This is a genomic window from Streptomyces sp. NPDC052496 (assembly GCF_040679095.1).
In the GTDB taxonomy this organism is placed as follows: Bacteria; Actinomycetota; Actinomycetes; order Streptomycetales; family Streptomycetaceae; genus Streptomyces.
The window spans coordinates 111,922-137,812 of the sequence record NZ_JBFAUH010000002.1 but is presented as its reverse complement, the minus strand read 5'-3'; the positions used below and the strand labels follow the sequence as shown (position 1 = coordinate 137,812).

Here is a 25,891-nt window from a genome sequence, read left to right as displayed (position 1 = left end):
GGCGACGTACCGGACGGCCCGGAGCCGCCGGCCCCGCCCGTCCCGGACTCCTCACCGACCGGCTTGCGCACGACGACCGGCGGGATGGGACGGGATCCCGGAATGTTGATCTTGATCCGCGTGGTCAGCGTGGTCTCGGTCTTCGGCTCCTCCGGCTTCGCCGCGGCGTCGGCCGGCACTGCATCGTCCGCCTCGGACCGAGGCGTTCCGTACGGCGGTGTCCCCGACGGGTACGCGGCACCGCCGCGCCCCTGGGCGCCGGAGGACGAACTGTCAGATTCACGACTCAAAGCAGGTTCTCCCGGTTGGCTCCGCCGCTCGTCAGTACGGTGCTTGGGCGGCTCGGCGGCGCGCACCACCATACTGGCCGCCGTCGGCGGACTCCCCGGGAGCAGGACGACGCCCTGCTCCCGGACCACCGCGCGGCCCTGAAAATGATCATTGGGGCCGGTGCTTACTTGCCAAGTCGGGCGGCTTGCGCACCGTTGGCCCGCATCTGCGTCCCGGTGGCACAGATCACAGCCAGCACGATGCCGCCGATGAGGAAGACGTACGTGCCCAGGCCGGCGCCGAAGAGGAAGTCACCCTCGGGACGCGCGTCGCTCAGCAGGATCACGGTCACCAGCCAGCCCGCGCCCGGCGCCAGCACGCCGCCCGTCCGGCCGAGCGCCAGCGCGCCCCCGTAGAAGAGGCCGCCGGCCGCCGCCAGCGCCAGCAGCAGCCCGCCGGGGAACCACGCCGCCTGGACGAGCCCGCCCGCGGTCGCCACCACGCCGCCGAGGAGGAACAGCAGGACGTACGCGGCCACCCGCCCGGGACTCAGCGGCGCGGCGAGACCACTCGTGCCCGCCCCGCCCCCGGCCCCCGGCCTCCCGGCACCCGTCTTCCCGGCCGGCGTCGCACCGCCCGCCTTCCCGGCCCCGGCCGCCCCGGCACCCGCCTTGGCCGCGCCCTGACCGCTCCGGCCACCCTGACCGCCCCGGCCGCCCCCGGCAGCCGCCGACGCGCCCGCCTTCGGCGCCGCGCCGCCCGCCGTGGCCCTGGTGCGCTTCTTCGCGCCGCTCATACCGCGTTCTCCTTCTCGTCCTCGGTACGCTCCCCGTCCCCCTCGTCGTCCGGCACGCCCGCGAAGAGGTCGTCCTCGCGCTCCCCCTCCGCGGCGCCGGATCTGCCCCGTACGAGCTGGTAGTACTCGGTCGCGAACAGGGGCTGGCCCAGGCCGTTGGAGAGCGCGAAGAAGGGGCCCTCGACGGCGATCTGCGTGGCGTGCGCCCGCATCGCCGCCGCCTTCGCGGCCCCGTACCGCTCACCGCCCTCGATCACGGTGGTCACCACGGCGTCGGCCACCACCCCCGGCACGTCCTCCACCGCGCCGACGCCGGGGAAGGACGGTCCCGCGGCGCGCAGCCGCGCGAAGCCCTCCTCGGCCACCGGGCGCGGGGTGCGGTTCCAGTAGATCTTGCTGATCCGGTGCGGCGCACCCAGCTCGGGGCGGAAGTCCGGGTCGGCGGCGAGGTCAGCGGCGCGCATGGCGACGCGGTGCGCCTTGATGTGGTCGGGGTGGCCGTATCCGCCGTTGTCGTCGTAGGTGATCAGCACCTGCGGCCGTACCTCGCGGACGACGGCGACCAGGTGGCCGGCGGCCTCGTCCAGGCCGGCCTGCCAGAAGGCGCCCGGCCGCGCGTTCTGCGGCGCGCCCATCATCCCGGAGTCGCGGTAGCGGCCCGCGCCGCCCAGGAAGCGGTGGTCGGTGACGCCGAGCGCCGCCATGGCGGTGGCCAGCTCCTCGACGCGGTACGGGCCCAGGGTGTCGTCCCGGTCGGGCGCGAGGTGGGCCAGGTCCGGCGGGATGACCTCGCCCTCTTCGCCGCGGGTGCAGGTCACGAGCGTGACCAGGGCTCCTTCGCCCGCGTACTTGGCCATCGTGGCGCCATTGTTGATGGACTCGTCGTCCGGGTGCGCGTGCACGAGCAGCAGCCGGCGGGCGGGAAGGTCGGTCATGGAGACAGCGTACGAGCCGGGCGGCCGCGACCCTGCATCCCGATCCGGCCCGCCCGGCTCTCCCCTGGCCGGCGGGTGCGCTCAGCGCCCGTACGCGGGGCCCGGCGGCGGGCCCGGGGCAGCCCGAGGGGCGCCCCCTAGAACTTGATGCCCCCCAGCATCCCGGCGACATTCGTCGTCAGCTGCTTGATGGTCGGGGCGATCGACGAACTGGCCAGGTAGAAGCCGAGCAGCATGCACACCAGTGCGTGCCCCAGCTTCAGCCCGGACTTCTTGACGAGCAGGAAGACGATGATCGCCAGCAGCACCACCGCCGAAATCGTCAGTGCCACGGCGGCTCACCTCCAAGTACGCACGGTCCGGACAGCGTTGGGACGACGCGGGGCCGACGGGTGACGGCCCCGCGGGCACGGGGCGGTCACGCTCCACTCCCATACCCACTCCGCGGAGGGGATCATAACTTTCCACGCTCGCGCATATGTCGGTGCACGGGAGCAGAACGGGGGCGCACGCGATCATCGCGAGTGCGGCCCCGGGCGGGACGCGGCCCCGTAGGCTCCTCCGCATGACCGGACAGCTCTCCTTCCCCCGGCAACACGCCCGTACCCAGCGCTTCTCGCTGGGCGCACCGCGCGGCTTCGCGGTGGCACCGGACGGCTCGCGTGTCGCCTTCCTCCGCTCCCGTACGGGCACCGACCGCGCGCAGCTGCTGTGGGTACTGGATCTCGACGAGGGGCGGGAGTACGCCGCCGCCGACCCGGCGGCGCTGCTCGCCGGCGCCGACGAGGAACTGCCGCCCGAGGAGCGGGCCCGGCGGGAACGTACGCGCGAAGGGTCGTCCGGTGTGGTGGGTTACGCCGTGGACGCCGCGGTGGAGCTGGCCGCCTTCACCCTCTCGGGCCGCCTGTTCACCGCCGAGCTGCGTGCCGGGACCGCCCGCGAACTGGCCGTGCCGGGCCCGGTGGTGGACCCGCGCCCGTCACCCGACGGGCGGCACGTCGCGTACGTCTCCCAGGGCCGGCTGCGGGTCGTACCGGCCGACGCCGGACCGGCGGGCGGGGACGGCACACCGGGCGACCGTCCGCTCGCCGAGCCGGACGGCCCGGACGTCACCTGGGGCCTCGCGGAGTTCGTCGCGGCCGAGGAGATGGGCCGCCACCGCGGCTTCTGGTGGTCCCCGGACAGCGACCGCGTCCTGGCCGCGCGCGTCGACGGTTCCCCCGTACGGCGGTGGTGGATCGCCGACCCCGCCCACCCGGACCGCGAGCCGGCCCAGGTCGCCTACCCGGCGGCCGGTACCCCCAACGCGTCCGTGGGCCTGGCCCTGCTCGGCCTGGACGGCTCGCGCACGGACGTGACGTGGGACCACGAGCGCTATCCGTACCTGGCGCGCGTGCACTGGTCGGCGGCGGGCCCGCCCCTCCTCCTCGTACAGAGCCGCGACCAGCGCGCCCAGCGCTACCTGACGGTCGACACCAAGACCGGCGCCACCACCACTGTGCACGCCGACGAGGACGCCCGGTGGGTGGAGCTGGCCACCGGGTCGCCCGCCTGGACGCCGGACGGGCGCCTGGTGCGCGTCGCGGACGAGGGCGGGGCGCGCCGGCTCTTCGTCGGCGACCGGGCGCTGACGGCGGCGCCGCTGCACGTACGGGCCGTGCTGGACATCGGCGAGGACGACGTGCTGTTCTCGGCGAGCGGCGAGGACCTGCACGACATCGGCGTGTACCGGGCCTGGTACCGGGGCAGCGGCGACCAGGGCGGCTGGGAGCGGATCGGGCGGCGCCCGTACCCGTCGGTGTCCTCCGCGGTGCGCGGCGGCGCCGTGACGGTGCTCTCGCACGCGTGTCTGGAGCGGCCGGGGGCGCAGACGGAGGTGGTGCGCCTGGAGGCGGACGGCGGCGAGACGTGGCTGGCCGCGGTCGGCTCGTACGCCGAGGTGCCGGTGCTCTCCACCAGCCCGCGGCTGGTCCTGTCCGGTGAGCGGCGGATTCCCTGCGCGGTGCTGCTGCCGACTGATTACGAGGAGGGGGACGGGCCGCTGCCGGTGCTGATGGACCCGTACGGCGGTCCGCACGGGCAGCGGGTGGTGGCCGCGCACAACGCGCACCTGACGTCGCAGTGGTTCGCCGACCAGGGTTTCGCGGTGGTCGTCGCGGACGGGCGGGGCACCCCGGGCCGCTCCCCCGCATGGGAGAAGGCGATCCACCGGGACCTGGCGGCAGTGGTCCTCCAGGACCAGGTGGACGCGCTGCACGGGCTCGCCGACCGCTTCCCGCTGGACCTGGGCCGGGTCGCGATCCGGGGCTGGTCCTTCGGCGGCTACCTGGCCGGGCTGGCGGCGCTGCGCCGGCCCGACGTCTTCCACGCGGCGGTCGTGGGCGCCCCGGTCACCGACCAGCGGCTGTACGACACCCACTACACGGAGCGGTATCTGGGCGACCCGAACGAGGATCCGGCGCTCTACACGGCGAATTCCCTGGTCGGTGACGAGGGCCTGGTGGGCGCCGCGGAGCAGCACCGGCCGATGATGATCGTGCACGGTCTGGCGGACGACAACGTGGTCGTGGCGCACAGCCTGCGGCTGTCCTCCGCGCTGCTGGCGGCGGGCCGGCCGCACGAGGTGCTGCCGCTGTCGGGCGTCACGCACATGACGCCGCAGGAACAGGTGGCCGAAAACCTCCTGCTGCTGCAAGTCGACTTCCTGAAGCGGGCCTTGGAGGTCGGCTGATCCGTTCGGGCGGCTTCACCAGTTCGGCGGGAGGTTCGAGGGCGGGGGCGGCGGCGCGTAGCCCGGCGGCAGCTGCCCGCCCACGGGTCCGCGCGGCCCGGCCGCCTCGGCCGCCGGACGGGACAGCGCCAGCAGCACCAGGAGTCCGGCCAGAGCGGTGAACGCGGCGGTGGCGGCGTCCAGTTGCGTACGTGTGGCCAGCGCGCGGAGGTGGCCGAGCAGCCCCGCGCGCTGCTCGGCGGAGAGCACCGCGGCGCCGTGCGCCAGCAACAGTGCCGCGGTCAGCAGGCCCAGGGGCCGTACGGACGGTGCGCGCCGGGCCGCCCCGACGGCCGACACGAGGGCCAGCAGCGCGAGGGACAGCAGGAACCAGTTGGCCGGCGGCTCCAGAAGCGCCCGGTGCGCGTCACCGTCACCGACGAGGTTGTCCCAGTACGCGCGCCACCCCAACTCCCGTACGAAAAACGCCTGCCAGGCCGCCAGCACCAGTCCGGCACCCCCCAGCAGCAGCACGGCCACCACCGCGGGCACGGGACGCAGGCGGGTCGCGCGGCGGTCCGCGCCACTGCGCCCGGCCGAGGCGGCGATCAGCAGAAGTACGCTCACCACAAGGGCGGCACCGGCCGAGACCAGCGCCCACTCCCGGACCTGGCGCCCCGCCCCGGAGAGCCCGCCGCCGAGGCCCCACAGGGGCGGCGCCCGGAACAGCAGCGTCACGGCCGCCACCGCACTCAGCCCGCACGGCGCGGACGGTGAGCGCCGCAACACCGCCACCACCGCGGCCAGGCAGCCGAGCCCCAGCACCGGATCGAGCAGCGAGGTCGCCCGGACCACGGCGTCCGCCGGCCGAACCGCCGCACCCGACCACAACTCCCAGACGTCCGACGGGCGTTGCGCGACGAGCAGGTCACGGGTGATCCATCCGGCGCTCAGCAGCGCGAGCAGCAGGCACAACAGCGCGCCGAACCCGCCGACCCCGCGCGCGCGAGCCCTTCTCCGCCCCATGACGTGGCCCACCCCCTGCCCCCGCCCGGACAGGTCTACTCCACTCGCCGCACCGGGACAACCGTGCGGAAGCAGACGGCGGGCGGCGCTCCGGGCGGCGCCCGGCCGGGGCGGTCGCAGGGCCACCCCGGCCGGCACACGGCACCCGCACGGCCGTACGCTGTCGAGTATGACGCGTCCGTATATCGGCGTGACGACAGTCAAGTTGCCTCGCTGTTACGGACGTTGGGCACGATATGTCGCTCATGCCGTACGCCGCGCACCACTGTCAAGCACGCCGTGGCGTCAATCTGCGCAATCTTCGCTCAAGAAGCGGACACCGTGCGAGCGAGCGTTCGCCGTCCTCTTGACTGGGCCATAAATACCTTGCCAAAGTCCGCTCAACCAGCGGTGCGAATCAGCTCCGCTTCCAGTTGCAAGTGAACTCGGTGCGGGGGAACTTCGCGATGACCAGTCCGTCCCAGACCGCGGTGACGCAGACCGATCCCTCCGGACTCGGACCCGAAGGGCTGCGGAAAGTCAAGGACCGCAAGGGCGGGGAACTGGTCGGCCGTTCCCCCGGCCAATTGATGTGGATCAGGTTCAAGCGCGACCGGACCGGAGTGATCAGCGGATTCGTCGTGCTGGCGTTCTTCTTGATCGGCCTGCTCGCCCCGCTGATCTCCAAGCTGTACGGCAAGGATCCGTACACCCGGTACGGGCAGATCACCCCGGGTCTGCTGGTGAACGGATATCCGGCACAGCCCAACGGAGGCATCTCCTCGGAATTCTGGTTCGGAATCGAACCGACCCTCGGCCGTGACGTGTTCATGCAACTTGTCTACGGCATCCGGACCACCCTTTACCTCTCGGTGGCCATCACCCTGGTATCGGTACTCACGGCCATCGTCATGGGAGTGGCCGCGGGATACTTCGGCGGCCGGGTCGACTACTTCATCGGCCGGATCATCGACCTGCTGATGGCCTTTCCCAACCAGCTCTTCTTCGTCGCGTTCGTCCCCGTGGTCGGCGCGATCTTCGTGGCCCCCGAGGACGCGATGGCGACCTGGATGCGCTGTCTCATCCTGATCCTGGTGCTGTGGTTCCTGGGCTGGATGAGCCTGGCCCGGCTGCTGCGCGGCACCGTGCTGTCGCTGCGCGAGCGCGAGTTCGTCGACGCCGCCAAGGTCAGCGGGGCCTCCCCGGCCCGCATCATCCGGCGTGAGCTGCTGCCCAACGTCATGACGCCGATCCTGGTGCAGACGACGTACATGCTGCCCAACTTCGTCACCTCGATCGCGGGCCTGTCCTTCCTCGGTGTCGGCCTGGTCGAGCCCACCCCCGACTGGGGCCGGATGTTCGCCAACGCGGCCGAGTACTACCGCAACGACATCACGTACTTGTTCTTCCCCGGCATCGCGATGGTGCTCTTCATCGTCGCGTTCAACCTCCTCGGGGATTCCGTCCGGGACGCCTTCGACCCGAAGCGCGCCCGGTGAACCGTGTTCCACGGGGGGTGCTGCCACCCCAGCACCGCACACGTCAGGCAGCGGCCACGGATCTACGACAGGCAGGTGCATCCACCACCATGAAGACACTCCGTACGCACAGAGCGCGCGCCACGGTCGTGGCGCTGTCCGCGGGGGCACTGGTCCTGACCGCCTGCAGCAGCGGCGCCGGCCAGGGGGCGGAGGACGACCAGGGCCGCAAGAAGGCCGAGAGCCAGCGCGCCCAGATCGCCTTCGGCGACGCCAAGGCGTCCACCGGGCCGGCCGAGCCGGTGCCCGGCGCGACACCCGGCGGAACGATCAAGGTCTACCAGCGCGACACCTACGACCACCTGGACCCGGCGCAGATCTACGTCAGCGACGAGGGCACCCTCTCCACCCTGATCTTCCGCCGCCTGACCTCCTACCACCTGGACAACGACGGGAAGTACACGGTCGTCGGCGACCTGGCCACGGACAGCGGCAAGTCCACCGACGGCGGCCGGACCTGGACGTACACCCTGAAGAAGGGCGTGAAGTTCGAGAACGGCCGGCCGATCACGTCCAAGGACATCCGGCACACCTTCGAGCGGCAGTTCGCGAACTTCATCTCCAACGGCCCGACGTACGTCCAGCGCTGGCTGGCCGACGCGGAGGGCAACGAGTACCGCAAGCTGCTACCGGGCGGCCCGTACGGCGGCAAGCACCTGCCCGACAGCGTGCTGGAGACCCCCGACGAGAGCACCATCCGCTTCCACTTCAAGAAGCCGGTCGGTGACCTGCCGTACGCGCTGGCCATGGCCGGGTACGCCGTCGTGCCGGAGCAGGGCGACACCAAGGAGCGGTACGACAAGGCGCCGGTCTCCTCCGGGCCGTACAAGATCGCGCCGGGGTCGTTCAAGTCCGGCAAGGGCATGTCGCTGGTCAAGAACCCCAACTGGGATCCGGACACGGACATCACCCGGCACCAGTACGTCGACAAGTTCGACATCCAGTTCGGCGTCTCCTACCCCGACTCGACGCAGCGGCTGATGTCCGACAGCGCCGACAACCAGACGGCCGTCAGCTTCAACAACCAGGTCGACGCCGCCAGCCTCCAGCAGGTCGCCGGCACCCCGGACGTCAAGAAGCGCTCCACCTCCGGCTACCAGCCCTACGTCGGCGCCATGAACTTCAACATGAAGCGCCTGAAGGACAAGAAGGTCCGCGAGGCCATCGCCTACGCGCTGCCCATCCAGGCCATCCTGGACGCGTACGGCACGCCGGGCGGCGGCGAGCTGGCGGGCAGCTACATCAGCCCGACGCTCACCGGCCACAAGGACATCGACCCGTACGGCAAGCTCAAGAAGCCGATGGGCGACGTGGAGAAGGCCAAGCAGCTGCTCAAGGAGGCCGGCAAGGTCGGCATGAAGCTGACCTTCGCGTACACCAACGCGCCGGAGCCGCAGAAGTACTCGGTCGCGGTCGCCGACAACCTGCGCAAGGCCGGGTTCAACGTGCAGAACAAGGACCTGCCGTCGGACACGTACTACGACATCATCGGCAAGGTCGACAACCAGTTCGACATCTACCCGTCCGCGTGGGGCGCCGACTGGCCCAGCGCGCTGACCGTGATCCCGCCGGTCTACGACGGCCGCCAGATCCAGGACAACGCGCCGAACTACTCGCACTACAACAACCCCGCGGTCAACAAGGAGATCGACCGGATCTCCCAGCTGACCGACCAGAAGCAGGCGGCCCAGGACTGGTTCGCACTCGGCGAGAAGATCCTCAAGGAGGACCTGCCGCAGCTGCCGACCTTCTACTACAAGCAGGTCCAGCTCCACGGGTCCAAGGTCGGCGGGGTCGTCAACAACGACATCATCAGCTCCGTCGACCCGACCAAGATGTATGTGAAGAAGTGACGCAGCCGGCGCCCCGGCGCCGGCCGCACGCCGTGCGCCGTACGCGCCCGGTGTGTCCGCCGTCCCGGGCGGGCACACCGGCCCGGCGCACCACCGACCCTCTGGCTGCCCAAGAGAGCTGCGACCGCCATGCTGCGTTTTCTCTTCCGCCGGTCCCTCGGCGCGATCGTGATCCTGCTGATCATCAGCGCGTTCACGTTCTTCCTCTTCTTCGCCGCCCCCCGGGATCCCGCGCTGCTGGCCTGCGGAAAGAACTGCACGCCCGACGCCATCGCAGTGATCCACAAGAATCTCGGGCTCGACAAGCCGGTACCGGTCCAGTACTGGGAATTCATGTCCGGCATCGTCACCGGGCGGGATTTCGCCGTGGGCCACTGCTCGGCCCCCTGCTTCGGCTATTCCTTCGCCAATGGTGATCCCGTCTGGGACACGATCGTGGACCGGTTCCCGACCACCGTGTCGCTGACCATCGGCGCCGCCGCGGTGTTCCTGGGCGTCGGTGTCGGCACCGGCATGATCGCCGCCTGGAAACAGGGAAAGCTCATCGACAAGATTTTCAGCTCGTCGTCGCTGGTGCTCTCCTCGATGCAGATCTATTTCATCGGGCCGATCGTGCTCGCCCTGCTGGTCTACAACCTCGGCTGGTTCGGTCAGCCGAAATACGTGCCGCTGCTGGACGATCCCGTGGGCTGGTTCCTGGGGCTGATCATTCCGTGGTGCGTGCTGTCCGTCATCTTCACCGCGCAGTACACCCGTATGGCCCGCTCGTCGATGATCGAACAGCTCCAGGAGGACCACGTACGGACCGCCAAGGCCAAGGGAATGGCGTCCCGTACGGTCTTCTTCCGCTACGCCTGGCGCGGTTCGCTGATTCCCATCGTCACCATTTTCGGCATCGACCTGGGCTCCCTCTTCGGCGGCGCGATGATCACCGAGTACACCTTCGCGCTGCCGGGCCTGGGCACCCTCGCCGTGAAGTCGGTGCAGAACACCGACCTGCCCATGACCATGGGCGTGATGCTGTTCGCCGCGACCTTCATCATCCTGTTCAACATCGTGGTGGACGCCTGCTACGCGTTCATCGACCCGCGCGTGCGGCTGTCCTAGGAGAGGCCCCGTGTCCACACTCACCCAGCCCGCGGGCGCGCCGGGCCCGGCCACCTCAGGCCCGTTCCTGTCGGTACGCGACCTGTACGTGCGGTTCGCCACCGAGGACGGCGTCGTCAAGGCGGTCGACGACCTCTCCTTCGACCTGGAGCGCGGCCGCACGCTCGGCATCGTCGGCGAGTCCGGCTCCGGCAAGTCGGTCACCAACCTCGCCGTCCTGGGCCTGCACAGCCCCAACTACACGACGATCACCGGCGAGATCCTGCTGGACGGCGACGAGCTGACCGGCGCCCGGGAGAAGGACCTGGAGAAGCTGCGCGGCAACAAGATGGCGATGATTTTCCAGGACCCGCTGACGGCGCTGTCGCCGTACTACACCGTGGGCCGGCAGATCGCCGAACCGTTCGTCAAGCACACCGGCGCGACCAAGCGCGAGGGGCGGCAGCGCGCCATCGAGATGCTGCAGAAGGTCGGCATCCCGCAGCCGACGCTGCGGGTGGACGATTACCCGCACCAGTTCTCCGGCGGGATGCGGCAGCGCGCCATGATCGCCATGGCGCTGGTGTGCAACCCGTCGCTGCTGATCGCCGACGAGCCGACCACCGCGCTGGACGTGACCGTACAGGCACAGATCCTGGACCTGCTCAAGGACCTCCAGCAGGAGTTCGGCTCGGCGATCATCCTGATCACCCACGACCTGGGCGTGGTCGCCAACACCGCCGACGAACTGCTGGTGATGTACGCCGGGCGGGCCGTCGAACGCGGCACCGTCAAGGAGATCCTCACCGCGCCGCAGCACCCGTACACCTGGGGCCTGCTGGGCTCGATGCCGCGGCTGTCGGCGAGCGTCGAGGAGCCGCTGACGCCGATCCCGGGCACGCCCCCGAGCCTGCTCGCGCCGCCGTCGGGCTGCCCCTTCCACCCGCGCTGCGCCTTCGTCTCCGAAGTCGGCGGCACCCGCTGCCAGGACGAGCGGCCGGCGCTGGCGCCCGGCCGGGCGGCGGCCTGCCACCTGAGCCCCGAGCAGAAACACACCCTGTTCACCGAGCAGATCAAGCCCCGGCTGGGCTAGGAAGCGAAGCGACGACCATGAGCGCACCCGAAGACGTCATCGTGCCCGCTCCCCGTCCGGCCGCCGCCGAGCCCGGCGAGGTGCTGCTGACCGCGAAGGGCCTGACCAAACACTTCCCGATCATGGCCGGGTTCCCGTTCAAGCGCCGGGTGGGCGCGGTGCAGGCGGTCGACGGCATCGATCTGACCGTGCACAGCGGTGAGACGTTCGGCCTGGTCGGCGAGTCGGGCTGCGGCAAGTCCACCACCGGGCGGCTGCTGACCCGGCTGCTGGAGCCGACCGCCGGCACGATCACGTACCGGGGCCGGGACATCAGCCACGCCGGGCGCAAGGAGCTGGCGCCGGTCCGCTCCGAGATCCAGATGATCTTCCAGGACCCGTACTCGTCGCTGAACCCGCGGCAGACCGTCGGCACCATCATCGGCGGCCCCATGGAGATCAACGGCATCGCCCCGGAAGGCGGCCGGGAGAAGCGGGTGCGCGAGCTCCTGGAGATCGTCGGCCTCAACCCGGAGCACTACAACCGCTTCCCGCACGAGTTCTCCGGCGGCCAGCGCCAGCGCATCGGCGTCGCCCGCGCGCTCGCGCTGGAGCCGAAGCTGATCGTCGCGGACGAGCCGGTCTCCGCGCTGGACGTCTCCATCCAGGCCCAAGTGGTCAACCTGCTCCAGGAGTTGCAGCGGGAACTGAACATCGCGTTCCTGTTCATCGCGCACGACCTGGCGATCGTGCGGCACTTCAGCCAGCGGGTCGCGGTGATGTACCTGGGCAAGATCGTCGAGGTCGGCGACCGGGACTCGATCTACCGGCGCCCCCGCCACCCGTACACCCACGCGCTGCTCTCCGCCGTACCGGAGGCGCGGTTGCTGGACGCGCAGGAGGAGGCGGACGGCCGGGAACGCATCCGGCTGGCCGGCGACGTCCCGTCCCCGATCAACCCGCCGTCCGGCTGCCGCTTCCGCACCCGCTGCTGGAAGGCGCGCGACAAGTGCGCCGCCGAGGAGCCGCCGCTGGTGCAGCTCACCGGCAATGTGAGCGGGCACCTGACGGCGTGCCACTTCCCGGAGGAGCCCACGACGGCGGCGCGGGACGAGGACATCGTGCTGGACCCGGCGCTGGCGGCGATCGAGGACGCGGTACCCGGTACGGAGGCGGCCGACGGGACTGCCTGACCGGCCGGATCCCCGGCGGCCCCGCGTCCCTTGGCGTCGGGTCAGCCGTGGGTGCCGGACCCGCCGTGGGTGTCGGACCAGCCGTCCTGGGCAGGCGCCGAGGACGCACTGGATCCACCAAAGGACAGATGACCCACATGGCTCACCGCTTTCCGGCCCGGACCCGCACCCGCGTCCCCCTCCTGGCCGCCACCGGGGCCCTGACGCTCCTCTGCGCGGCCACCCCGGCCGTCGCTGCCGCCGCACCGCACCCTGCGGCGCCGCGCCCCACCTACGCGATAGCCCACCGGGTGCTGACCGCGGACGGCGTGGACACGGCGCTGCGGCACGGCGCCAACGCCGTCGAGATCGACGCCACCGCCTGGAAGAAGGGCTGGTGGGCGGATCACGACGGCACTCCTACCAGCGCCGGTGACCCGATGGAGGCCATGCTCCGGCGCATCGCCCAGCGCCGCGCCGAGGGCCGGAACGTCACCTTCGTGTGGCTGGACATCAAGAACCCGGACCACTGCCGCAGCGACGACGCGAAGTGGCGGCACTGTTCGGTCGCGGCGCTGCGCGACCTGGCCCGCCGCACCGTCGAGAAGCAGGGCGTCCGGGTGCTGTACGGGTTCTACGGCACCGAGGGCGGCACCGGCTGGAAGGACATCACGTCCGGCGGTCTGCGGCCGGTCGAGGGGGTCGGGCTCAGCGGGAACGCGAAGGACGTGGCGAAGACCTTCGCGACGTACGGCGCGCGCATTCCCGCTGACCAGCGCGTGATGGACAAGGGCCTCTTCAGCATCTCGCTCGGCACCCGCAGGATCACTTCAGAACTCCAGGCCGGTTCGCGGGCCCGGGACCGCAGGGAACTCGCCTCGACGGCCGGCTGGACGGTCGGTACGGGCGACGCGAAGAACGCCGCCAGGCTGCTGGCGCCGTACGCTTCCGGCGGTGCCGACGCCGACGGCCTCATCTACGGGCTGCGGGCCGCCTGCTACCCGGACGGCACGTCCAAGTGGCGCGGCGGCTGCGGCACCGACGAGTCCTCGGTGCGCGAAGCGCTGTCCGCCGTCACCGGTTACGTCGCCGGGCACCCGGCCGAGCGGCGCATGGCCACGACCGGCGACGTACCGTTCGGCAGCTGACACCGGAGCCGCGACCGGCCCGTCCCGTCACCCGCCCGGCACGACCTGCCGTTCCTCCGCGAAGTGGCACGCCGAGGCGTGCCGGGCCGGGCCCGACACCTCCTCGAACCCCTCCGGCACCGCGAGCGCCGGCACCTCCAGCGCGCACCGCTCCCGCGCCTTCCAGCAGCGGGTGCGGAAGCGGCAGCCGGACGGCGGGTCGGCCGGTGAGGGCACGTCACCGCTCAGCAGGATGCGTTCGCGCCGGTCGCGCGCGTCCGGGTCCGGTACGGGGACGGCGGACAGCAGGGCCTGGGTGTACGGGTGCGTCGGGTGGCCGTAGATCTCCTCCTCCGTACCGACCTCGACGAAGCGGCCGAGGTACATCACGGCGACCCGGTCGGAGATGTGCCGCACGACCGACAGGTCGTGCGCGATGAAGACGTACGACAGGTCGAACTCGTCCTGGAGACGCTCCAGCAGATTGACGACCTGGGCCTGCACCGACACGTCCAGCGCGGAGACCGGCTCGTCCGCCACGATCACCTCCGGGCGCAGCGCCAGGCCGCGGGCGATGCCGATGCGCTGGCGCTGGCCGCCGGAGAACTGGTGCGGATAGCGGTTGATGTACTCCGGGTTGAGCCCGACGACGTCCAGCAGGTCCTGGACCTTCCTGCGCCGGTCGCCCTTCGGGGCCGCCTCCGGGTGGATCTCGTACGGCTCGCCGATGATGTCGCCGACCGTCATCCGCGGGTTCAGCGAGGTGTACGGGTCCTGGAACACCATCTGGATGTTGCGCCGTACGGCCTTCAGCGCGCGCCCCGACAGCCGGGTGATGTCCTCGCCCCGGTACAGGATCCGGCCGCCCGTCGGCTGCTCCAGCCCGACCAGCAGCTTGGCGACCGTCGACTTGCCGCAGCCGGACTCCCCCACGATCCCCAGCGTCTCGCCCTTGCGCAGCACGAACGAGACGGTGTCCACCGCCTTGACCGAGCCGACCTGCTTGCGCAGTACGACGCCGCGCGTCAGCGGGTAGTGCTTGGCCAGGTCCCGTACGTCCAGGACGGGCTCTGCGGCGCGGACGTCCGCCTCAGCGCTCACGGGCGGTCTCCTCCCTCACTGACGGTCTCCTCCCAGAAGTGGCAGGCGCTGGCCCGGCCCGGTGCCACGTCGTAGAGCGGCGGCCGGTCCGTACGGCAGACGTCCCGTGCCTTGGGGCAGCGCGGGTGGAAGGGGCAGCCCGGCGGGATGGCGGTCAGGCTGGGCGGCAGGCCCTTGATCGCGTACAGTTCGCGGCCCTTCTGGTCCAGGCGCGGGATGGAGTCCAGCAGGCCGCGGGTGTACGGGTGCGCGGGCGCCCGGTAGAGGTCGTGCACGGGGGCGGTCTCCACGATCCGGCCCGCGTACATCACCGCGATCGTGTCGGCCACGTCCGCGACCACGCCCAGGTCGTGGGTGATCAGCACGAGCCCCATCGCGTACTCCCGCTGGAGCTCCGCCAGCAGGTCCATGACCTGGGCCTGCACCGTCACGTCGAGCGCCGTCGTCGGCTCGTCCGCGATGATCAGGTCGGGGCCGAGGGCCAGCGCCATCGCGATCATGATGCGCTGGCGCATCCCGCCGCTGAACTGGTGCGGATAGTCGCCCACCCGGCTCCTGGCCGCCGGGATGCGCACCCGGTCCATCAGCTCGGCCGCGCAGCCGCGCGCCTCCTTGCGGGACATGCCCCGGTGCACCTCGAACATCTCGCCGAGCTGGGCCCCCACGCTCAGCACCGGATTGAGCGCCGACAGCGCGTCCTGGAAGATCATCGCCAGCCCGGTGCCCCGGATCCGGCGCCGCTCCTCGGCGCCCATCCGCAGCAGGTCACGCCCGTGGAAGAGGATCTCGCCGCCGGTGATGTGCCCGGGCGGGGTGTCCAGGATGCCCAGGACGGCCTGCGCGGTCACCGACTTGCCCGACCCGGACTCCCCCAGCACGGCCAGCGTCTCGCCCGCGCCCACCCGGTAACTGACCCCGTTGACCGCGTGCGCCACCCCGTCCCTGGTCCGGAACTCCACCTTCAGGTCGCGTACCTCCAGCAGGGTGCCGCCGTCCGCCCCGGCGGCCTGCCGCGTCCCGTCAGCCGTCATCCACCGTCTCCTCAGCGCAGCTTGGGGTCGAGGGCGTCGCGCACCGCGTCGCCGAGCATGATGAACGCCAGTACGGTCAGGCTGAGCGCGCCGGCGGGCCACAGCAGCATGTGCGGCGCGTTGCGGATCTGTTTGGACGCCTCGGAGATGTCGATGCCCCAGGAGACGGTCGGCGGTTTCAGCCCCACGCCCAGGTAGGACAGCGTCGCCTCCAGCGCGATGTACGTACCGAGGGCGATGGTCGCCACGACGATCACCGGCGCGACCGCGTTGGGCGCCAGGTGCCGCAGCAGCAGCCGGGTGTTGCCGGCCCCCAGCGCCCGCGCGGCCTGCACGAAGTCGGCCTGCTTGACGGTCAGTACGGAGCCACGGGCGATCCGGGCCAGCTGCGGCCAGCCCAGCAGCACGATGAACCCGACCACCGGCCATACGGAGCCGGACGGCACCACGGACAGGAAGACCAGGCCGCCCAGCAGCATCGGAATGGCGAAGAACATGTCCGCGATCCGCGAGAGCAGCGCGTCCCACCAGCCGCCGAAGAACCCGGCCAGGCCGCCCAGCACCCCGCCGAGGAGGGCCGCCCCGGCCGTGGCGCACACGCCGACCGTCACGGAGGCGCGGGCCCCGTAGACCGTCCGCGCGAAGACGTCGCAGCCCTGGGTGTCGAAGCCGAACGGGTGGCCGCCGCGCGCGCCCTCCTGCGACCGGGTGATGTCGCAGTCCAGCGGGTCCGTGCTGGTCAGCAGGGACGGCCAGACGGCGATCAGCAGGAAGAAGAGGATCAGCAGCCCCGAGAGGATGAAGACCGGGTTGCGGCGCAGGTCGTGCCAGGCGTCCGACCACAGGCTGCGGGCCCGGACGCCGGCCGGCTGCACGCCGGTCCCCTGCGGCGCGCCCGGGGCGCCGGGCACCTCCGGTGTCCCGCCGAATCCGCCCATGGTCTCCGCCTCGACGGCGGGCAGCGGCGTGCCGCCGCCCGCCGTCCGGAACGGCTCGGGGCGCTCGGGTTCAGACATAGCGGATCCTCGGGTCGAGCACGGCGTACAGGAGGTCGACGATCAGGTTGGCCAGCAGGAAGACGATGACCAGGACGGTCACGAAGCCGACGACGGTCGGGGAGTTCTGGCGGACGATGCCCTGGTACAGCTCGTAGCCGACGCCGTGCACATTGAAGATCCGCTCGGTGACCACCGCGCCGCCCATCAGCGTGCCGACGTCCGCGCCGATGAAGGTGACCACCGGGATCAGCGAGTTGCGCAGCAGGTGCCGTACGACGATGCGGCGCCGGGGCAGGCCCTTGGCGACGGCCGTCCGGACGTAATCGGCGCGGGCGTTCTCCGCGATCGAGGTCCGGGTCAGCCGGGTGACGTACGCCAGTGACACCAGCGCCAGCACACAGCCCGGCAGCAGCAGCTCGTCCAGGGGCGCGCCCAGCGCGACGGCCGGGCTCACCCACGCCCACTTCACGCCCAGCAGGTACTGGAGCGCATAGCCGCTGACGAACGTCGGCACGGACACCACGATCAGCGTGAGCACCAGCACCCCGGAGTCCAGCAGCCGCCCCCGCCGCAGCCCGCTGAGCACACCGAGCGTCACCCCGACGACGATCTCGGCGACGATGGCGACGGCGGTCAGCCGCAGCGTGACGGGAAAGGCGGTGCCCATCTTGTCCAGGACCGGCTGCCCGTCGAACGTGGTGCCGAAGTCACCGCTGAAGATCTGGCCCATGTAATGCAGGTACTGCTGCCACAGCGGCTGGTCCAAATGGAGTTCGCGGCGGATCTGCGCGGCGGTCGCCGGGTCGGGGGCGCGGTCGCCGGACAGCGCCGCGACCGGATCGCCGAGGGCGTACACCATCACGAAGATGAGGAAGGTGGCGCCGATGAAGACCGGCACCATCTGCAACAGCCGCCGGATCACATAACGCACCATGGCCGTACGCCGCCCCTCAGTCCTTGATCGTGATCTGTCCGTACACCGGGACACTGAAGGGATTCAGGGCGACGTTCTCCACCCGGTCCGCGTAACCGCCACTGCCGTTCTGGTACCAGAGCGGAATGGCCGGCATCTCCCGGGCGAGAATCCGCTCGGCCCGGTGATACGTCTCATTCACCTGCCGCTGCTCGCTCTCCGCGTTCGCGCGGCTCACCAGCCGGTCGAATTCCTTGTTGCTCCAGCCGGAGTCGTTGGACGACGCGCCGGTGAAGTACTGGCTCTGCAGGAAGGTCTGGATCAGCGGATAGTCCATCTGCCAGCCGGCGCGGTAGGGGCCGCTCATCTTCTTCTGCGTGACCTTGGTGCGGTAATCGGCGAAGGTGCCCATCGGCGCCCCGTCGCACACATGCCGGCCCAGCGCCTTGTTCACGCTGTTGCACAGGGCGTCCACCCACAGCTTGTGCGATCCGGTGTCCGCGTTGTACGTCACCTTCATCGACCCGCCCGGAATCCCGCCGCCCTCGGCGACCAGCTTCCGGGCCCCGGCCGGGTCGTACGTACAGGCCGCACCGCACAGTCCCGCCTGGTAGCCGCCCTGCTCCCCCAAGGCCATCGCGGTCCAGTCGGTGGCGGGCGTACGCGTGCCCCGGAAGATCTGCCGGGTGATCGCCGGCCGGTTGACGGCCATGGAAATGCCCCGCCGGACCTTTTCCACTCCCGCCTTCGACCACTTCTCGTCATACATCGGAAACGACAGCGTCTGAATGATCCCGGCAGGCTGGTTGATGTACCGCCCGCCCAGATCCTTGTGCACATGCTTGAGCTGCGGCGCCGGTACGTCGTCGACGAGATCGAGGTTTCCCGCCATCAGATCCGTGTACGCGGTGTCATTGTCCGTGTAGACCTGGAGGTCCACCCCGCCGTTCTGCGCGCGGTCCGGCCCCGGATACTCCTTCCACCTCCGCAGCCGCATGATCCCGCCCTTGGCGTACGACTGCACCGCGTACGGCCCGTTGCCGACCGGCTTTGCCAGCCACTTCTCGTGGTCGGTGAAGAACAGCCGGGGCAGCGGCAGAAAAGCGTTGTACCCGAGCAGGTCCGGCCACAGCCCGAACTTCTGGTTCAGCCGCACCGTGAACGTCAGGTCGTCCACGACCTTCAGCCCACGCATCGTCTGCGCGCCCGGCTTCGCCCCCGCCTCTTCCGGGTGCACGTCCTCGTACCCCTCCACCTGGCTGAAGAACGGCGCGCCCTGCTGCCGGTTGGTGACCAGTGCCCCGTAATTCCACGCGTCGACGAACGAGCGCGCGGTCACCTTCTCCCCGTTGCTGAACGTCCACCCCGGCTTGACCTTGACGGTGAAATTCCGCGCGTCCGGCGATTCGACGGACTCCGCGACCATGTTCTCCGCGACGGCGGTCCGCGGGTTGTACCGCTTCAGCCCCCGGAAGGCCAGGTCGAGCACCTTGCCGCCCTGCACGTCGGTGGTGTTGGCCGGCTCCACCGGGTTCTGCGGATCGCCCCACGAGGCCCGTACGACCGTGGGGTCCTGCCCGCCCCCGCCGCACCCGGCCAGGACGACCGCGGCAGCCGCGCACCCCACCGCCCCGACACGCCAGGCACCCCGCACCGACCCGCCTCCTCAGAGCCACGGCCCCGGACCCCCACCGGCCCGGCCTGCCACCCCCAACCTGGCACCTCCCGCCCGCCGCACCCCGTCACCCGGGCGCAACACGGGGCAGAACCCCCCGTACGAGCGATCTTCGTCACTCCCCGTAGGGCTCGCACCCGACCCCGTCGCCGTCCCGGTCGAGGTGGTTCGGGTCGTCGGTCCCCACGGCGGTGGGCCCGTCGAGGTCCGAGCAGTCGATGTCCGGCCCGCCGGTCGACGGCCCGGGACGAGGGGTGCCTCCCCCTCCGTCACTCGGCGTCGGCCCCGCCACCTCCCGGATCGCCGCCGCGACGATCGCCCCGTCCCGCACCGTGTACGTCCCGGCGAAGGACCGCACCGATCCGTCCCGCTGTTCGGCTCGGAGTGTCACCGTGACCACGTCGCCGCTCACCCCGACGATGTGCACGGTGTCGCGGGCGGTGTCGGCGAAGCCCGCGGCGAAGCTGTCGTACGAGCCTCCGAGGTGCTTGCCGCCCAGGTCCCAGGCGCGGCGGAAGTCGTGGGCGTTGACGGCGGCGTAATAGTCCTGGACGACGGTGGCGGCGTCCTGTGCGGTGGCGGTGCCGGTGCCGGTTTCTGGCGGCGCCGTCCCGCTGCCGGTGGGCGCGGGCGCCGGCTCCCCGGTGACCGTGCGCGTACTGGTGACCGTGGTCTCCGTACGGCCCGGACGGTCCGCGCCGGACGAGCCGCAGCCCGCCAGAGCGGCCGCGGCGGCGGTCAGGACGGCGGCGGACGTCGTGATGCCAAGGCGGCGCATCGGCCTCACCCCACCCGGTGGTACGTGCTTACACCACCAGTCTGCGCCGCGGGTCCGGGCTCCGCCCGTGGATCACCCGGCCGCCGGGCCGAAGCCGCCGGCCTTCAGCGCCCGCACCAGCCCGGCGAGCGCGCCTTCGGACACTCCCAGCACCGTCTCGGGCTCGTCGCTCTCCCGCATCCGCCGGTGTCCGTCGGTCCCGGCCGCCACCTCGACGCACGCCTCGGTGTGCCCTTCGCTGAAGCTGGACTTCTGCCATGCGAACCGGGACATGTACACCTTCCTAGAGCAGGGGGTACAGGAGGCGCTCGATGAGCCGCACCGTGTCCTTGGCGTGCTGCGCCTCCGGCGGAAGCGCCGCCTTCGTCAGCTTAGCGAACGTGTGCGCGTATCTGCTGACGGCCTCGACTTCCCCCAGGTACAGGGAGTTCTCGACGTGCGGGACCACCACCGTCGACAGCTCACGCACGCGCGGCATCAGTACGGTGAAGGGAGTCCCGAAGGGCACCGGCCCGTCGAACGGGAGCACCTGGAGCGTCACGTTCGGCAGGTGACAGGCGTCGATCAGGCGCAGCAACTGGTCCCGCATGAGCGCACGGCCTCCGAGGGTGACGCGCAGCGCGGCCTCGTGGACGACCATGTGCAGCCGCGGCGCCGATTCCCCCGACAGCACCCGCTGCCGCTCCACCCGGAAGTCCACCGCGGCGGCCTCCGCGCTGCGGGGCACGTCCACGTACCCGCCGCGGTGGACGGCCGCGGCGTACGCCCTCGTCTGGAGCAGGCCGGGCACGAACATCGGCTCGTAGCAGGCGATGGACTCGGCTCCGGCCTCCAGTTCGGCGAAGTCGAGCAGCGGGGCCCGTACGCTGTTGCGGTACAGGCTCCACCACCCTTTTCCGGACTGCTGTCCGAGGTCGATCAGCGCTTCGACGTACGCGGGATCGAGGTCCCCGGCCTCGTCGGCGAGCCTGCGCAGCCGTTCGGCGGACAGGCTCGTGCGTCCGCTCTCGACATTGCTGATGTGCGACTGGTGCATCCCCATCAGGGCAGCACTCTCACCCACGGACAGTTTCGCGCGCTCGCGCAGCTTGCGGACTTCCGCCCCGAAGCGTCGCTGGCGGTACGTGGGGTTGGCGCGCAGGCCCATCGGTCCCTCCCTCGATGCACGCGAGCAGTATTTCGCAACTCAGCATCTCAGCAATGTGGTTGTGAATAGGCAACCCCTGTCGCTACCTTGAGTACGGCGCCAGTCACAGACTGCACTCACCTGGAGGCTGCCTCATGAGCACGCCCAGCGATACCTGGTCCTACGGCCTGTTCATCCCGCATGACCCCCGGGCGGTCGGTGTCGTCAGAGCCGCGTTGCGGCACATTCTGGACGGGGCCGGGCTGACCTGTCTGACGGAGACGGCGGAGCTGATGGTGTCGGAGCTGGTGACCAACTCGTACCAGTACGCGAAGACCGATGCGTACGTGAGTGTGGACCGCTCGCCGTTCGATCTCACGATCGCCGTGTGGGACACCGGGCCGGGCATGCCGGAGCGGCAGAAGGCCGAGATCGACGAGGAGTACGGGCGCGGGCTCGGGATCGTGGAGACGTGCGCCGACAGCTGGGGGGTGCGGGACTATCCGAACGGCAAGGCGGTGTGGTTCACCGTGGCGCCGAAGGGGGCGGGGGCGTAGGCCGGGTACGCGTACGGGGGCGCACGGAGCCGAAGCTCCGGGCGCCCCCGCGTACGCGCGTGCGGGCCGGCTCAGGCCGCGCCGACCACGTCCTTCTCCTCCGCGAAGTGGCAGGCCGAGTCGTGCGCCGCCAGGCTGTCCGAGGACGCGAAGCGCTCCGGGACGGCGAGCAGCGGCACCTCCTCGGCGCACTTGTCCTGGGCCTTCCAGCAGCGGGTGCGGAAGCGGCAGCCCGACGGCGGGTTGGCCGGGGACGGCACGTCGCCGGAGAGGATGATCCGCTCGCGGCCCAGCCGGGCCTCCGGGTCCGGCACGGGGACCGCGGAGAGCAGCGCCTGGGTGTACGGGTGGGTGGGGTGGTCGTAGATCTGCTCGTCGGTGCCGATCTCCGCCATCTTGCCGAGGTACATCACCCCGACCCGGTCCGAGATGTGCCGGACGATGGACAGGTCGTGCGCGATGAAGAGGTAGGAGAGGTTGAACTCGTCCTGGAGCTTCTCCATCAGGTTGATGACCTGCGCCTGGACCGACACGTCCAGCGCCGAGACCGGCTCGTCGCAGATGATGATCTCGGGGTTGAGCGCGAGACCGCGGGCGATGCCGATGCGCTGGCGCTGGCCGCCGGAGAACTGGTGCGGATAGCGGTTGATGTACTCCGGGTTGAGCCCGACGACGTCCAGCAGGTCCTGGACCTTCTTGCGCCGGTCGCCCTTCGGCGCCACCTCCGGGTGGATGTCGAAGGGCTCGCCGATGATGTCGCCGACCGTCATCCGCGGGTTCAGCGAGGTGTACGGGTCCTGGAACACCATCTGGATGTTGCGGCGCACGGCCTTCAGCGCGCGCCCCGACAGCCGGGAGATGTCCTCGCCCTTGTAGAAGACCTCGCCCGACGTCGCCCGCTCCAGGTTCATCAGCAGCTTGGCGACGGTGGACTTGCCGCAGCCGGACTCGCCGACGATGCCGAGCGTCTCGCCCTGGTAGAGCTCGAAGGAGATGCCGTCGACGGCCTTGACCGCGCCGACCTGCTTCTTGAACAGGATGCCCTGGGTGAGCGGGAAGTGCTTGACCAGATTGCGGACTTCGAGGATGGGCTTGCGCGCCGTGTCCTTCTTGGGCTCAGCCATTGATCGTCTCCTCCCAGAAGTGGCACGCGCTGCCGCGGCCGTCGCTGACGCTGTGCAGCGGCGGCGCCTCGGTGCGGCAGACGTCCTGCGCCTTGGGGCAGCGCGGGTTGAACGCGCAACCCGTCGGGATGTTCAGCAGGTTGGGCGGCAGGCCCTTGATCGCGTACAGCTCCTGGCCCTTCTGGTCCAGGCGCGGGATGGAGTCCAGCAGGCCGCGCGTGTACGGGTGCGCGGGGTTCTTGTACAGCTCGTGGACGGGCGCGTGCTCGACGATCCGGCCCGCGTACATCACCGCGATCTTGTCGGCGACGTCGGCGACCACACCCAGGTCGTGGGTGATCAGGATCAGGCCCATGTTGTACTCGCGCTGGAGGTCCGCGAGCAGGTCCATGACCTGGGCCTGGACGGTCACGTCGAGCGCCGTCGTCGGCTCGTCCGCGATGATCAGGTCCGGCTCCAGCGCCAGCGCCATGGCGATCATGATGCGCTGGCGCATACCGCCGGAGAACTGGTGCGGGTAGTCCGAGACGCGGGCCGCCGCGGCCGGGATCTTGACCCGGTCCATCAGCTCGATCGCCTTGGCCTTGGCGTCCTTCTTGGACATGCCCTGGTGGACCCGGAACATCTCGCCGAGCTGGTAGCCGACGGTGAGCACCGGGTTCAGCGACGACAGCGCGTCCTGGAAGATCATGGCGATCTTCGCACCGCGGATCCGGCGGCGCTCGTCGGGCGTCATCTTCAGCATGTCCTGGCCGCGGAAGAGGATCTCGCCCTGCGGGATCTTCGCCGGCGGCATGTCCAGGATGCCCATCACGGCCTGCGCGGTGACGGACTTGCCGGAGCCGGACTCGCCGAGCACGGCGAGCGTCTCGCCGGCGCTGACGTTGTAGTTGACGCCGTTGACGGCCTTGACGACGCCGTCCCGGGTGTGGAATTCGACGTGCAGGTCACGGACGTCGAGCAGCGGACCGCTGTCCTTGGCGTCCGTCCCCGGCTGGGGGACGTCCGCGGTCTTGGAGATGGTGGTCACGTACGCCTCCCTCAGCGCAGCTTGGGGTCGAGGGCGTCGCGCACCGCGTCGCCGAGGAGGATGAACGCCAGCACCGTGATGCTCAGGAACGCCGACGGGATGAGCAGTACGTGCGGCGCGTCGCGCAGCACGTCCTTGGCCGCGGAGATGTCCACGCCCCAGGAGATGGCCGGCGGCTGTAGGCCGATGCCCAGGTAGGACAGGGTGGCCTCGGCGGAGATGTAGCCGGCCAGCGCGATGGTGGCCACCACGATCACCGGGCCGATGGCGTTCGGCAGGATGTGCTTGAACAGGATGCGGCCGTTGCCGGCGCCGAGCGCCTTGGCGGCCGTCACGAAGTCCGACTGCTTCTGGGTGATGACCGCGCCGCGCATGACGCGGGCAAGCTGCATCCAGCCGAAGACGGCCAGGCCCAGGGTCACGGTCCACACGGTGCGGTTGGTGAACGCCTGGAGCAGTACGAGCGCGCCGAGCAGCAGCGGGATGCCGAAGAACACGTCGGTGACGCGCGACAGGAGGGCGTCGGCCCAGCCGCCGAAGTATCCGGCGAGCATGCCGAGCAGGCCGCCGAAGACGGTGACGGCGAAGGTCACGCAGACACCGACGATGATCGAGGCGCGGGCGCCGTAGACCGTACGGGCCCACACGCTCTGGCCCTGCTTGTTGTAGCCGAACCAGTCCACCTGGAACAGGTGCGACCACTGGGGCTGGCCCAGGTAGTGGTTGCGCAGGTCCGCGCGGTAGGGGTCGGCGCCCGTGAACAGCGAGGGCACGATCGCCATGACGATCAGCAGCACGAGCAGCACGCCGGCGATCCAGAACATCGGCCGGACGCGCAGTTCGCGCCAGGCGTCCTGGCCGAGGCTGCGGGGCTTGTTGGCGGGGCCGCCGGCGGCCTCGGCGGCGGCAGCGCCGACGCCGGGTGCCGCGAGGTCCACGGTGTCGCCGGTGGTGCCCGGACCCGCGATGCTGCCGGGGTTCACAGTTGTCTTCTCAGGCATAGCGGATCCTCGGGTCCAGAACGGCGTACAGCAGGTCCACGACCAGGCTGCTCACGAGGTAGATCAGGACGAGCACCGTCACGATGCCGACCACGGTGGGGCCTTCACTGGTCTGGATCGCCCGGTAGAGCGTGTTGCCGATGCCCTGGACGTTGAAGATGCCCTCGGTGACGATGGCGCCGCCCATCAGCATGCCGAGGTCGGTGCCGAGGAAGGTGACCACGGGGATCAGGGAGTTGCGCATCAGGTGCACGCCCAGGCGCCGGCTCTTGGGCAGGCCCTTGGCGAGCGCGGTGCGCATGTAGTCGGCGCGCAGGTTCTCCGCGACGGTGGTACGGGTGAGCCGGGTGACGTACGCGAGCGACAGGGCGCCGAGAACGATCGCCGGGACGGTCAACTGCCCCAGGTTCATGGAGTCCTGGACCGTCGGTGTGATCAGCTGCCACTTCAGGCCCAGGAAGAACTGGGCGAGGAAGCCGAGCACGAACACCGGGACCGAGATGATGATCAGGGTGAGCACCAGGACCAGCTGGTCGATGAACTTGCCGCGCTTGAGGCCGGTGAGCATGCCGAGCGCGACACCGATGACCACCTCGATGGCGAAGGCGTAGAGCGCCAGCCGGATGGTGACCGGGAAGGCCTCGCCGATCAGGTCGGCGACCGGGCGGCCGGTGAAGCTCTGTCCGAAGTCGCCCTTGAACAGGCCGGTCAGGTAATTCCAGTACTGGGTCAGCATGGGCTGGTCCAGCCCGAACTGGTGCCGAAGTCTGGCGACGGTGGCCGGGTCGGCGGCCTTGTCACCGAAAAGCGCCTTGATGGGGTCGCCCGGCAGCGAATACACCATCAGGAAAATGAGCAGAGTGGTCCCGATGAAGACCGGGATCATCTGGAGCAGTCGCCTCGCGACATAACGCCCCATGGTTCCTCCTGTCGCTGACGGGCCCAGCGGCCGCCGCACCCCTGGGGTGACCGGGGCGGGCGGCTACTGGGCCT

At 70.7% G+C, this 25,891-nt stretch carries 24 protein-coding genes; 8 read left to right on the top strand and 16 right to left on the bottom strand.

Annotated elements, in window-relative coordinates:
* Nucleotides 1-454 precede the first annotated feature (454 nt).
* From AB0L45_RS04055 to AB0L45_RS04045, 3 genes are all read right to left on the bottom strand, one after another.
* Entirely contained in the window at nucleotides 455-1,066 is a 612-nt protein-coding gene (locus AB0L45_RS04055; protein WP_365835864.1) for a DUF6113 family protein, read from the bottom strand.
* Nucleotides 1,063-2,001 carry an N-acetyl-1-D-myo-inositol-2-amino-2-deoxy-alpha-D-glucopyranoside deacetylase gene (gene mshB / locus AB0L45_RS04050; RefSeq protein WP_365835863.1) on the bottom strand — a complete coding sequence of 313 codons (939 nt, stop codon included), beginning with the start codon at nucleotides 1,999-2,001 and terminating at the stop codon, nucleotides 1,063-1,065. Before mshB ends, AB0L45_RS04055 begins: the two co-directional genes overlap by 4 nt.
* Before the next feature lie 137 nt (nucleotides 2,002-2,138).
* A complete protein-coding gene (locus AB0L45_RS04045) occupies nucleotides 2,139-2,333 on the bottom strand; it encodes a hypothetical protein (protein WP_365835861.1) in 195 nt (64 codons plus the stop codon).
* Between the two features lie 233 nt (nucleotides 2,334-2,566).
* On the opposite strand from AB0L45_RS04045, the gene AB0L45_RS04040 reads away from it, so the two are divergent.
* Nucleotides 2,567-4,732: a prolyl oligopeptidase family serine peptidase gene (locus tag AB0L45_RS04040; protein WP_365835858.1), complete on the top strand. Its 2,166-nt coding sequence runs from the start codon at nucleotides 2,567-2,569 to the stop codon at nucleotides 4,730-4,732.
* Between the two features lie 15 nt (nucleotides 4,733-4,747).
* Here AB0L45_RS04040 and AB0L45_RS04035 read toward each other — a convergent pair whose 3' ends face one another.
* The gene (locus AB0L45_RS04035; RefSeq protein WP_365835856.1) at nucleotides 4,748-5,737 is read right to left on the bottom strand and encodes a hypothetical protein; all 990 of its coding nucleotides are present in this window, start codon (nucleotides 5,735-5,737) and stop codon (nucleotides 4,748-4,750) included.
* 446 nt (nucleotides 5,738-6,183) lie between these two features.
* On the opposite strand from AB0L45_RS04035, the gene AB0L45_RS04030 reads away from it, so the two are divergent.
* The 6 genes from AB0L45_RS04030 (at nucleotide 6,184) to AB0L45_RS04005 (ending at nucleotide 13,585) form a co-directional block, all read left to right on the top strand.
* The gene (locus tag AB0L45_RS04030) at nucleotides 6,184-7,215 is read left to right on the top strand and encodes an ABC transporter permease (RefSeq protein ID WP_365835854.1); all 1,032 of its coding nucleotides are present in this window, start codon (nucleotides 6,184-6,186) and stop codon (nucleotides 7,213-7,215) included.
* Between the two features lie 89 nt (nucleotides 7,216-7,304).
* The gene (locus AB0L45_RS04025; protein WP_365835852.1) at nucleotides 7,305-9,107 is read left to right on the top strand and encodes an ABC transporter substrate-binding protein; all 1,803 of its coding nucleotides are present in this window, start codon (nucleotides 7,305-7,307) and stop codon (nucleotides 9,105-9,107) included.
* A gap of 129 nt (nucleotides 9,108-9,236) precedes the next feature.
* On the top strand, nucleotides 9,237-10,214 hold the full coding sequence (locus AB0L45_RS04020) for an ABC transporter permease (protein ID WP_365835850.1): 978 nt from the start codon (nucleotides 9,237-9,239) through the stop codon (nucleotides 10,212-10,214).
* A gap of 10 nt (nucleotides 10,215-10,224) precedes the next feature.
* Nucleotides 10,225-11,286: an ABC transporter ATP-binding protein gene (locus AB0L45_RS04015; RefSeq protein WP_365835849.1), complete on the top strand. Its 1,062-nt coding sequence runs from the start codon at nucleotides 10,225-10,227 to the stop codon at nucleotides 11,284-11,286.
* 17 nt (nucleotides 11,287-11,303) lie between these two features.
* Complete coding sequence (locus AB0L45_RS04010) at nucleotides 11,304-12,458, top strand: dipeptide ABC transporter ATP-binding protein (RefSeq protein ID WP_365835847.1); 1,155 nt, start codon at nucleotides 11,304-11,306, stop codon at nucleotides 12,456-12,458.
* Between the two features lie 128 nt (nucleotides 12,459-12,586).
* Entirely contained in the window at nucleotides 12,587-13,585 is a 999-nt protein-coding gene (locus tag AB0L45_RS04005; protein ID WP_365835845.1) for a phospholipase, read from the top strand.
* Nucleotides 13,586-13,612: 27 nt separating this feature from the next.
* Here AB0L45_RS04005 and AB0L45_RS04000 read toward each other — a convergent pair whose 3' ends face one another.
* From AB0L45_RS04000 to AB0L45_RS03965, 8 genes are all read right to left on the bottom strand, one after another.
* A complete protein-coding gene (locus AB0L45_RS04000) occupies nucleotides 13,613-14,665 on the bottom strand; it encodes a dipeptide ABC transporter ATP-binding protein (protein ID WP_365835843.1) in 1,053 nt (350 codons plus the stop codon).
* On the bottom strand, nucleotides 14,662-15,696 hold the full coding sequence (locus AB0L45_RS03995; RefSeq protein ID WP_365835841.1) for an ABC transporter ATP-binding protein: 1,035 nt from the start codon (nucleotides 15,694-15,696) through the stop codon (nucleotides 14,662-14,664). Before AB0L45_RS03995 ends, AB0L45_RS04000 begins: the two co-directional genes overlap by 4 nt.
* A gap of 11 nt (nucleotides 15,697-15,707) precedes the next feature.
* Nucleotides 15,708-16,712 carry an ABC transporter permease gene (locus tag AB0L45_RS03990; RefSeq protein ID WP_365835839.1) on the bottom strand — a complete coding sequence of 335 codons (1,005 nt, stop codon included), beginning with the start codon at nucleotides 16,710-16,712 and terminating at the stop codon, nucleotides 15,708-15,710.
* On the bottom strand, nucleotides 16,705-17,628 hold the full coding sequence (locus tag AB0L45_RS03985) for an ABC transporter permease (RefSeq protein ID WP_365835837.1): 924 nt from the start codon (nucleotides 17,626-17,628) through the stop codon (nucleotides 16,705-16,707). The genes AB0L45_RS03990 and AB0L45_RS03985 overlap by 8 nt, the downstream gene beginning before the upstream one ends.
* Nucleotides 17,629-17,644: 16 nt before the next feature.
* Nucleotides 17,645-19,207, bottom strand: coding sequence for an ABC transporter substrate-binding protein (locus AB0L45_RS03980; RefSeq protein ID WP_365836341.1), 1,563 nt, complete (start codon nucleotides 19,205-19,207; stop codon nucleotides 17,645-17,647).
* A 190-nt stretch (nucleotides 19,208-19,397) separates the two neighbouring features.
* Nucleotides 19,398-20,060 (bottom strand): hypothetical protein, encoded by a 663-nt coding sequence (locus tag AB0L45_RS03975; protein ID WP_365835835.1) that lies wholly within the window; start codon nucleotides 20,058-20,060, stop codon nucleotides 19,398-19,400.
* 72 nt (nucleotides 20,061-20,132) lie between these two features.
* Nucleotides 20,133-20,333 carry a DUF397 domain-containing protein gene (locus AB0L45_RS03970; protein ID WP_365835833.1) on the bottom strand — a complete coding sequence of 67 codons (201 nt, stop codon included), beginning with the start codon at nucleotides 20,331-20,333 and terminating at the stop codon, nucleotides 20,133-20,135.
* A gap of 10 nt (nucleotides 20,334-20,343) precedes the next feature.
* Entirely contained in the window at nucleotides 20,344-21,207 is an 864-nt protein-coding gene (locus tag AB0L45_RS03965) for a helix-turn-helix transcriptional regulator (RefSeq protein WP_365835831.1), read from the bottom strand.
* A 134-nt stretch (nucleotides 21,208-21,341) separates the two neighbouring features.
* Between AB0L45_RS03965 and AB0L45_RS03960 the strand changes: the two genes are divergently transcribed.
* The gene (locus tag AB0L45_RS03960; protein ID WP_365835829.1) at nucleotides 21,342-21,743 is read left to right on the top strand and encodes an ATP-binding protein; all 402 of its coding nucleotides are present in this window, start codon (nucleotides 21,342-21,344) and stop codon (nucleotides 21,741-21,743) included.
* Between the two features lie 71 nt (nucleotides 21,744-21,814).
* Here AB0L45_RS03960 and AB0L45_RS03955 read toward each other — a convergent pair whose 3' ends face one another.
* From AB0L45_RS03955 to AB0L45_RS03940, 4 genes are read right to left on the bottom strand one after another with little or no spacing between them, the layout of a single operon-like run.
* Nucleotides 21,815-22,867, bottom strand: coding sequence for a dipeptide ABC transporter ATP-binding protein (locus tag AB0L45_RS03955; protein WP_365835827.1), 1,053 nt, complete (start codon nucleotides 22,865-22,867; stop codon nucleotides 21,815-21,817).
* Nucleotides 22,860-23,897 carry an ABC transporter ATP-binding protein gene (locus AB0L45_RS03950; RefSeq protein WP_365835824.1) on the bottom strand — a complete coding sequence of 346 codons (1,038 nt, stop codon included), beginning with the start codon at nucleotides 23,895-23,897 and terminating at the stop codon, nucleotides 22,860-22,862. Before AB0L45_RS03950 ends, AB0L45_RS03955 begins: the two co-directional genes overlap by 8 nt.
* Nucleotides 23,898-23,908: 11 nt before the next feature.
* Entirely contained in the window at nucleotides 23,909-24,898 is a 990-nt protein-coding gene (locus tag AB0L45_RS03945; RefSeq protein WP_365835822.1) for an ABC transporter permease, read from the bottom strand.
* Nucleotides 24,891-25,817 (bottom strand): ABC transporter permease, encoded by a 927-nt coding sequence (locus AB0L45_RS03940; protein ID WP_365835820.1) that lies wholly within the window; start codon nucleotides 25,815-25,817, stop codon nucleotides 24,891-24,893. The genes AB0L45_RS03945 and AB0L45_RS03940 overlap by 8 nt, the downstream gene beginning before the upstream one ends.
* Between the last annotated feature and the right edge of the window lie 74 nt (nucleotides 25,818-25,891).

Excerpts from the sequence above, each read along its gene's own strand:
- AB0L45_RS04055 (WP_365835864.1), bottom strand. The coding sequence starts at position 1,066 with ATGAGCGGCGCGAAGAAGCGCACCAGGGCCACGGCGGGCGGCGCGGCG.
- mshB (WP_365835863.1), bottom strand. The coding sequence starts at position 2,001 with ATGACCGACCTTCCCGCCCGCCGGCTGCTGCTCGTGCACGCGCACCCG.
- AB0L45_RS04040 (WP_365835858.1), top strand. The coding sequence starts at position 2,567 with ATGACCGGACAGCTCTCCTTCCCCCGGCAACACGCCCGTACCCAGCGC.
- AB0L45_RS04035 (WP_365835856.1), bottom strand. The coding sequence starts at position 5,737 with ATGGGGCGGAGAAGGGCTCGCGCGCGCGGGGTCGGCGGGTTCGGCGCG.
- AB0L45_RS04030 (WP_365835854.1), top strand. The coding sequence starts at position 6,184 with ATGACCAGTCCGTCCCAGACCGCGGTGACGCAGACCGATCCCTCCGGA.
- AB0L45_RS04025 (WP_365835852.1), top strand. The coding sequence starts at position 7,305 with ATGAAGACACTCCGTACGCACAGAGCGCGCGCCACGGTCGTGGCGCTG.
- AB0L45_RS04020 (WP_365835850.1), top strand. The coding sequence starts at position 9,237 with ATGCTGCGTTTTCTCTTCCGCCGGTCCCTCGGCGCGATCGTGATCCTG.
- AB0L45_RS04010 (WP_365835847.1), top strand. The coding sequence starts at position 11,304 with ATGAGCGCACCCGAAGACGTCATCGTGCCCGCTCCCCGTCCGGCCGCC.
- AB0L45_RS04005 (WP_365835845.1), top strand. The coding sequence starts at position 12,587 with ATGACCCACATGGCTCACCGCTTTCCGGCCCGGACCCGCACCCGCGTC.
- AB0L45_RS03995 (WP_365835841.1), bottom strand. The coding sequence starts at position 15,696 with ATGACGGCTGACGGGACGCGGCAGGCCGCCGGGGCGGACGGCGGCACC.
- AB0L45_RS03990 (WP_365835839.1), bottom strand. The coding sequence starts at position 16,712 with ATGTCTGAACCCGAGCGCCCCGAGCCGTTCCGGACGGCGGGCGGCGGC.
- AB0L45_RS03985 (WP_365835837.1), bottom strand. The coding sequence starts at position 17,628 with ATGGTGCGTTATGTGATCCGGCGGCTGTTGCAGATGGTGCCGGTCTTC.
- AB0L45_RS03975 (WP_365835835.1), bottom strand. The coding sequence starts at position 20,060 with ATGCGCCGCCTTGGCATCACGACGTCCGCCGCCGTCCTGACCGCCGCC.
- AB0L45_RS03970 (WP_365835833.1), bottom strand. The coding sequence starts at position 20,333 with ATGTCCCGGTTCGCATGGCAGAAGTCCAGCTTCAGCGAAGGGCACACC.
- AB0L45_RS03965 (WP_365835831.1), bottom strand. The coding sequence starts at position 21,207 with ATGGGCCTGCGCGCCAACCCCACGTACCGCCAGCGACGCTTCGGGGCG.
- AB0L45_RS03960 (WP_365835829.1), top strand. The coding sequence starts at position 21,342 with ATGAGCACGCCCAGCGATACCTGGTCCTACGGCCTGTTCATCCCGCAT.
- AB0L45_RS03955 (WP_365835827.1), bottom strand. The coding sequence starts at position 22,867 with ATGGCTGAGCCCAAGAAGGACACGGCGCGCAAGCCCATCCTCGAAGTC.
- AB0L45_RS03945 (WP_365835822.1), bottom strand. The coding sequence starts at position 24,898 with ATGCCTGAGAAGACAACTGTGAACCCCGGCAGCATCGCGGGTCCGGGC.
- AB0L45_RS03940 (WP_365835820.1), bottom strand. The coding sequence starts at position 25,817 with ATGGGGCGTTATGTCGCGAGGCGACTGCTCCAGATGATCCCGGTCTTC.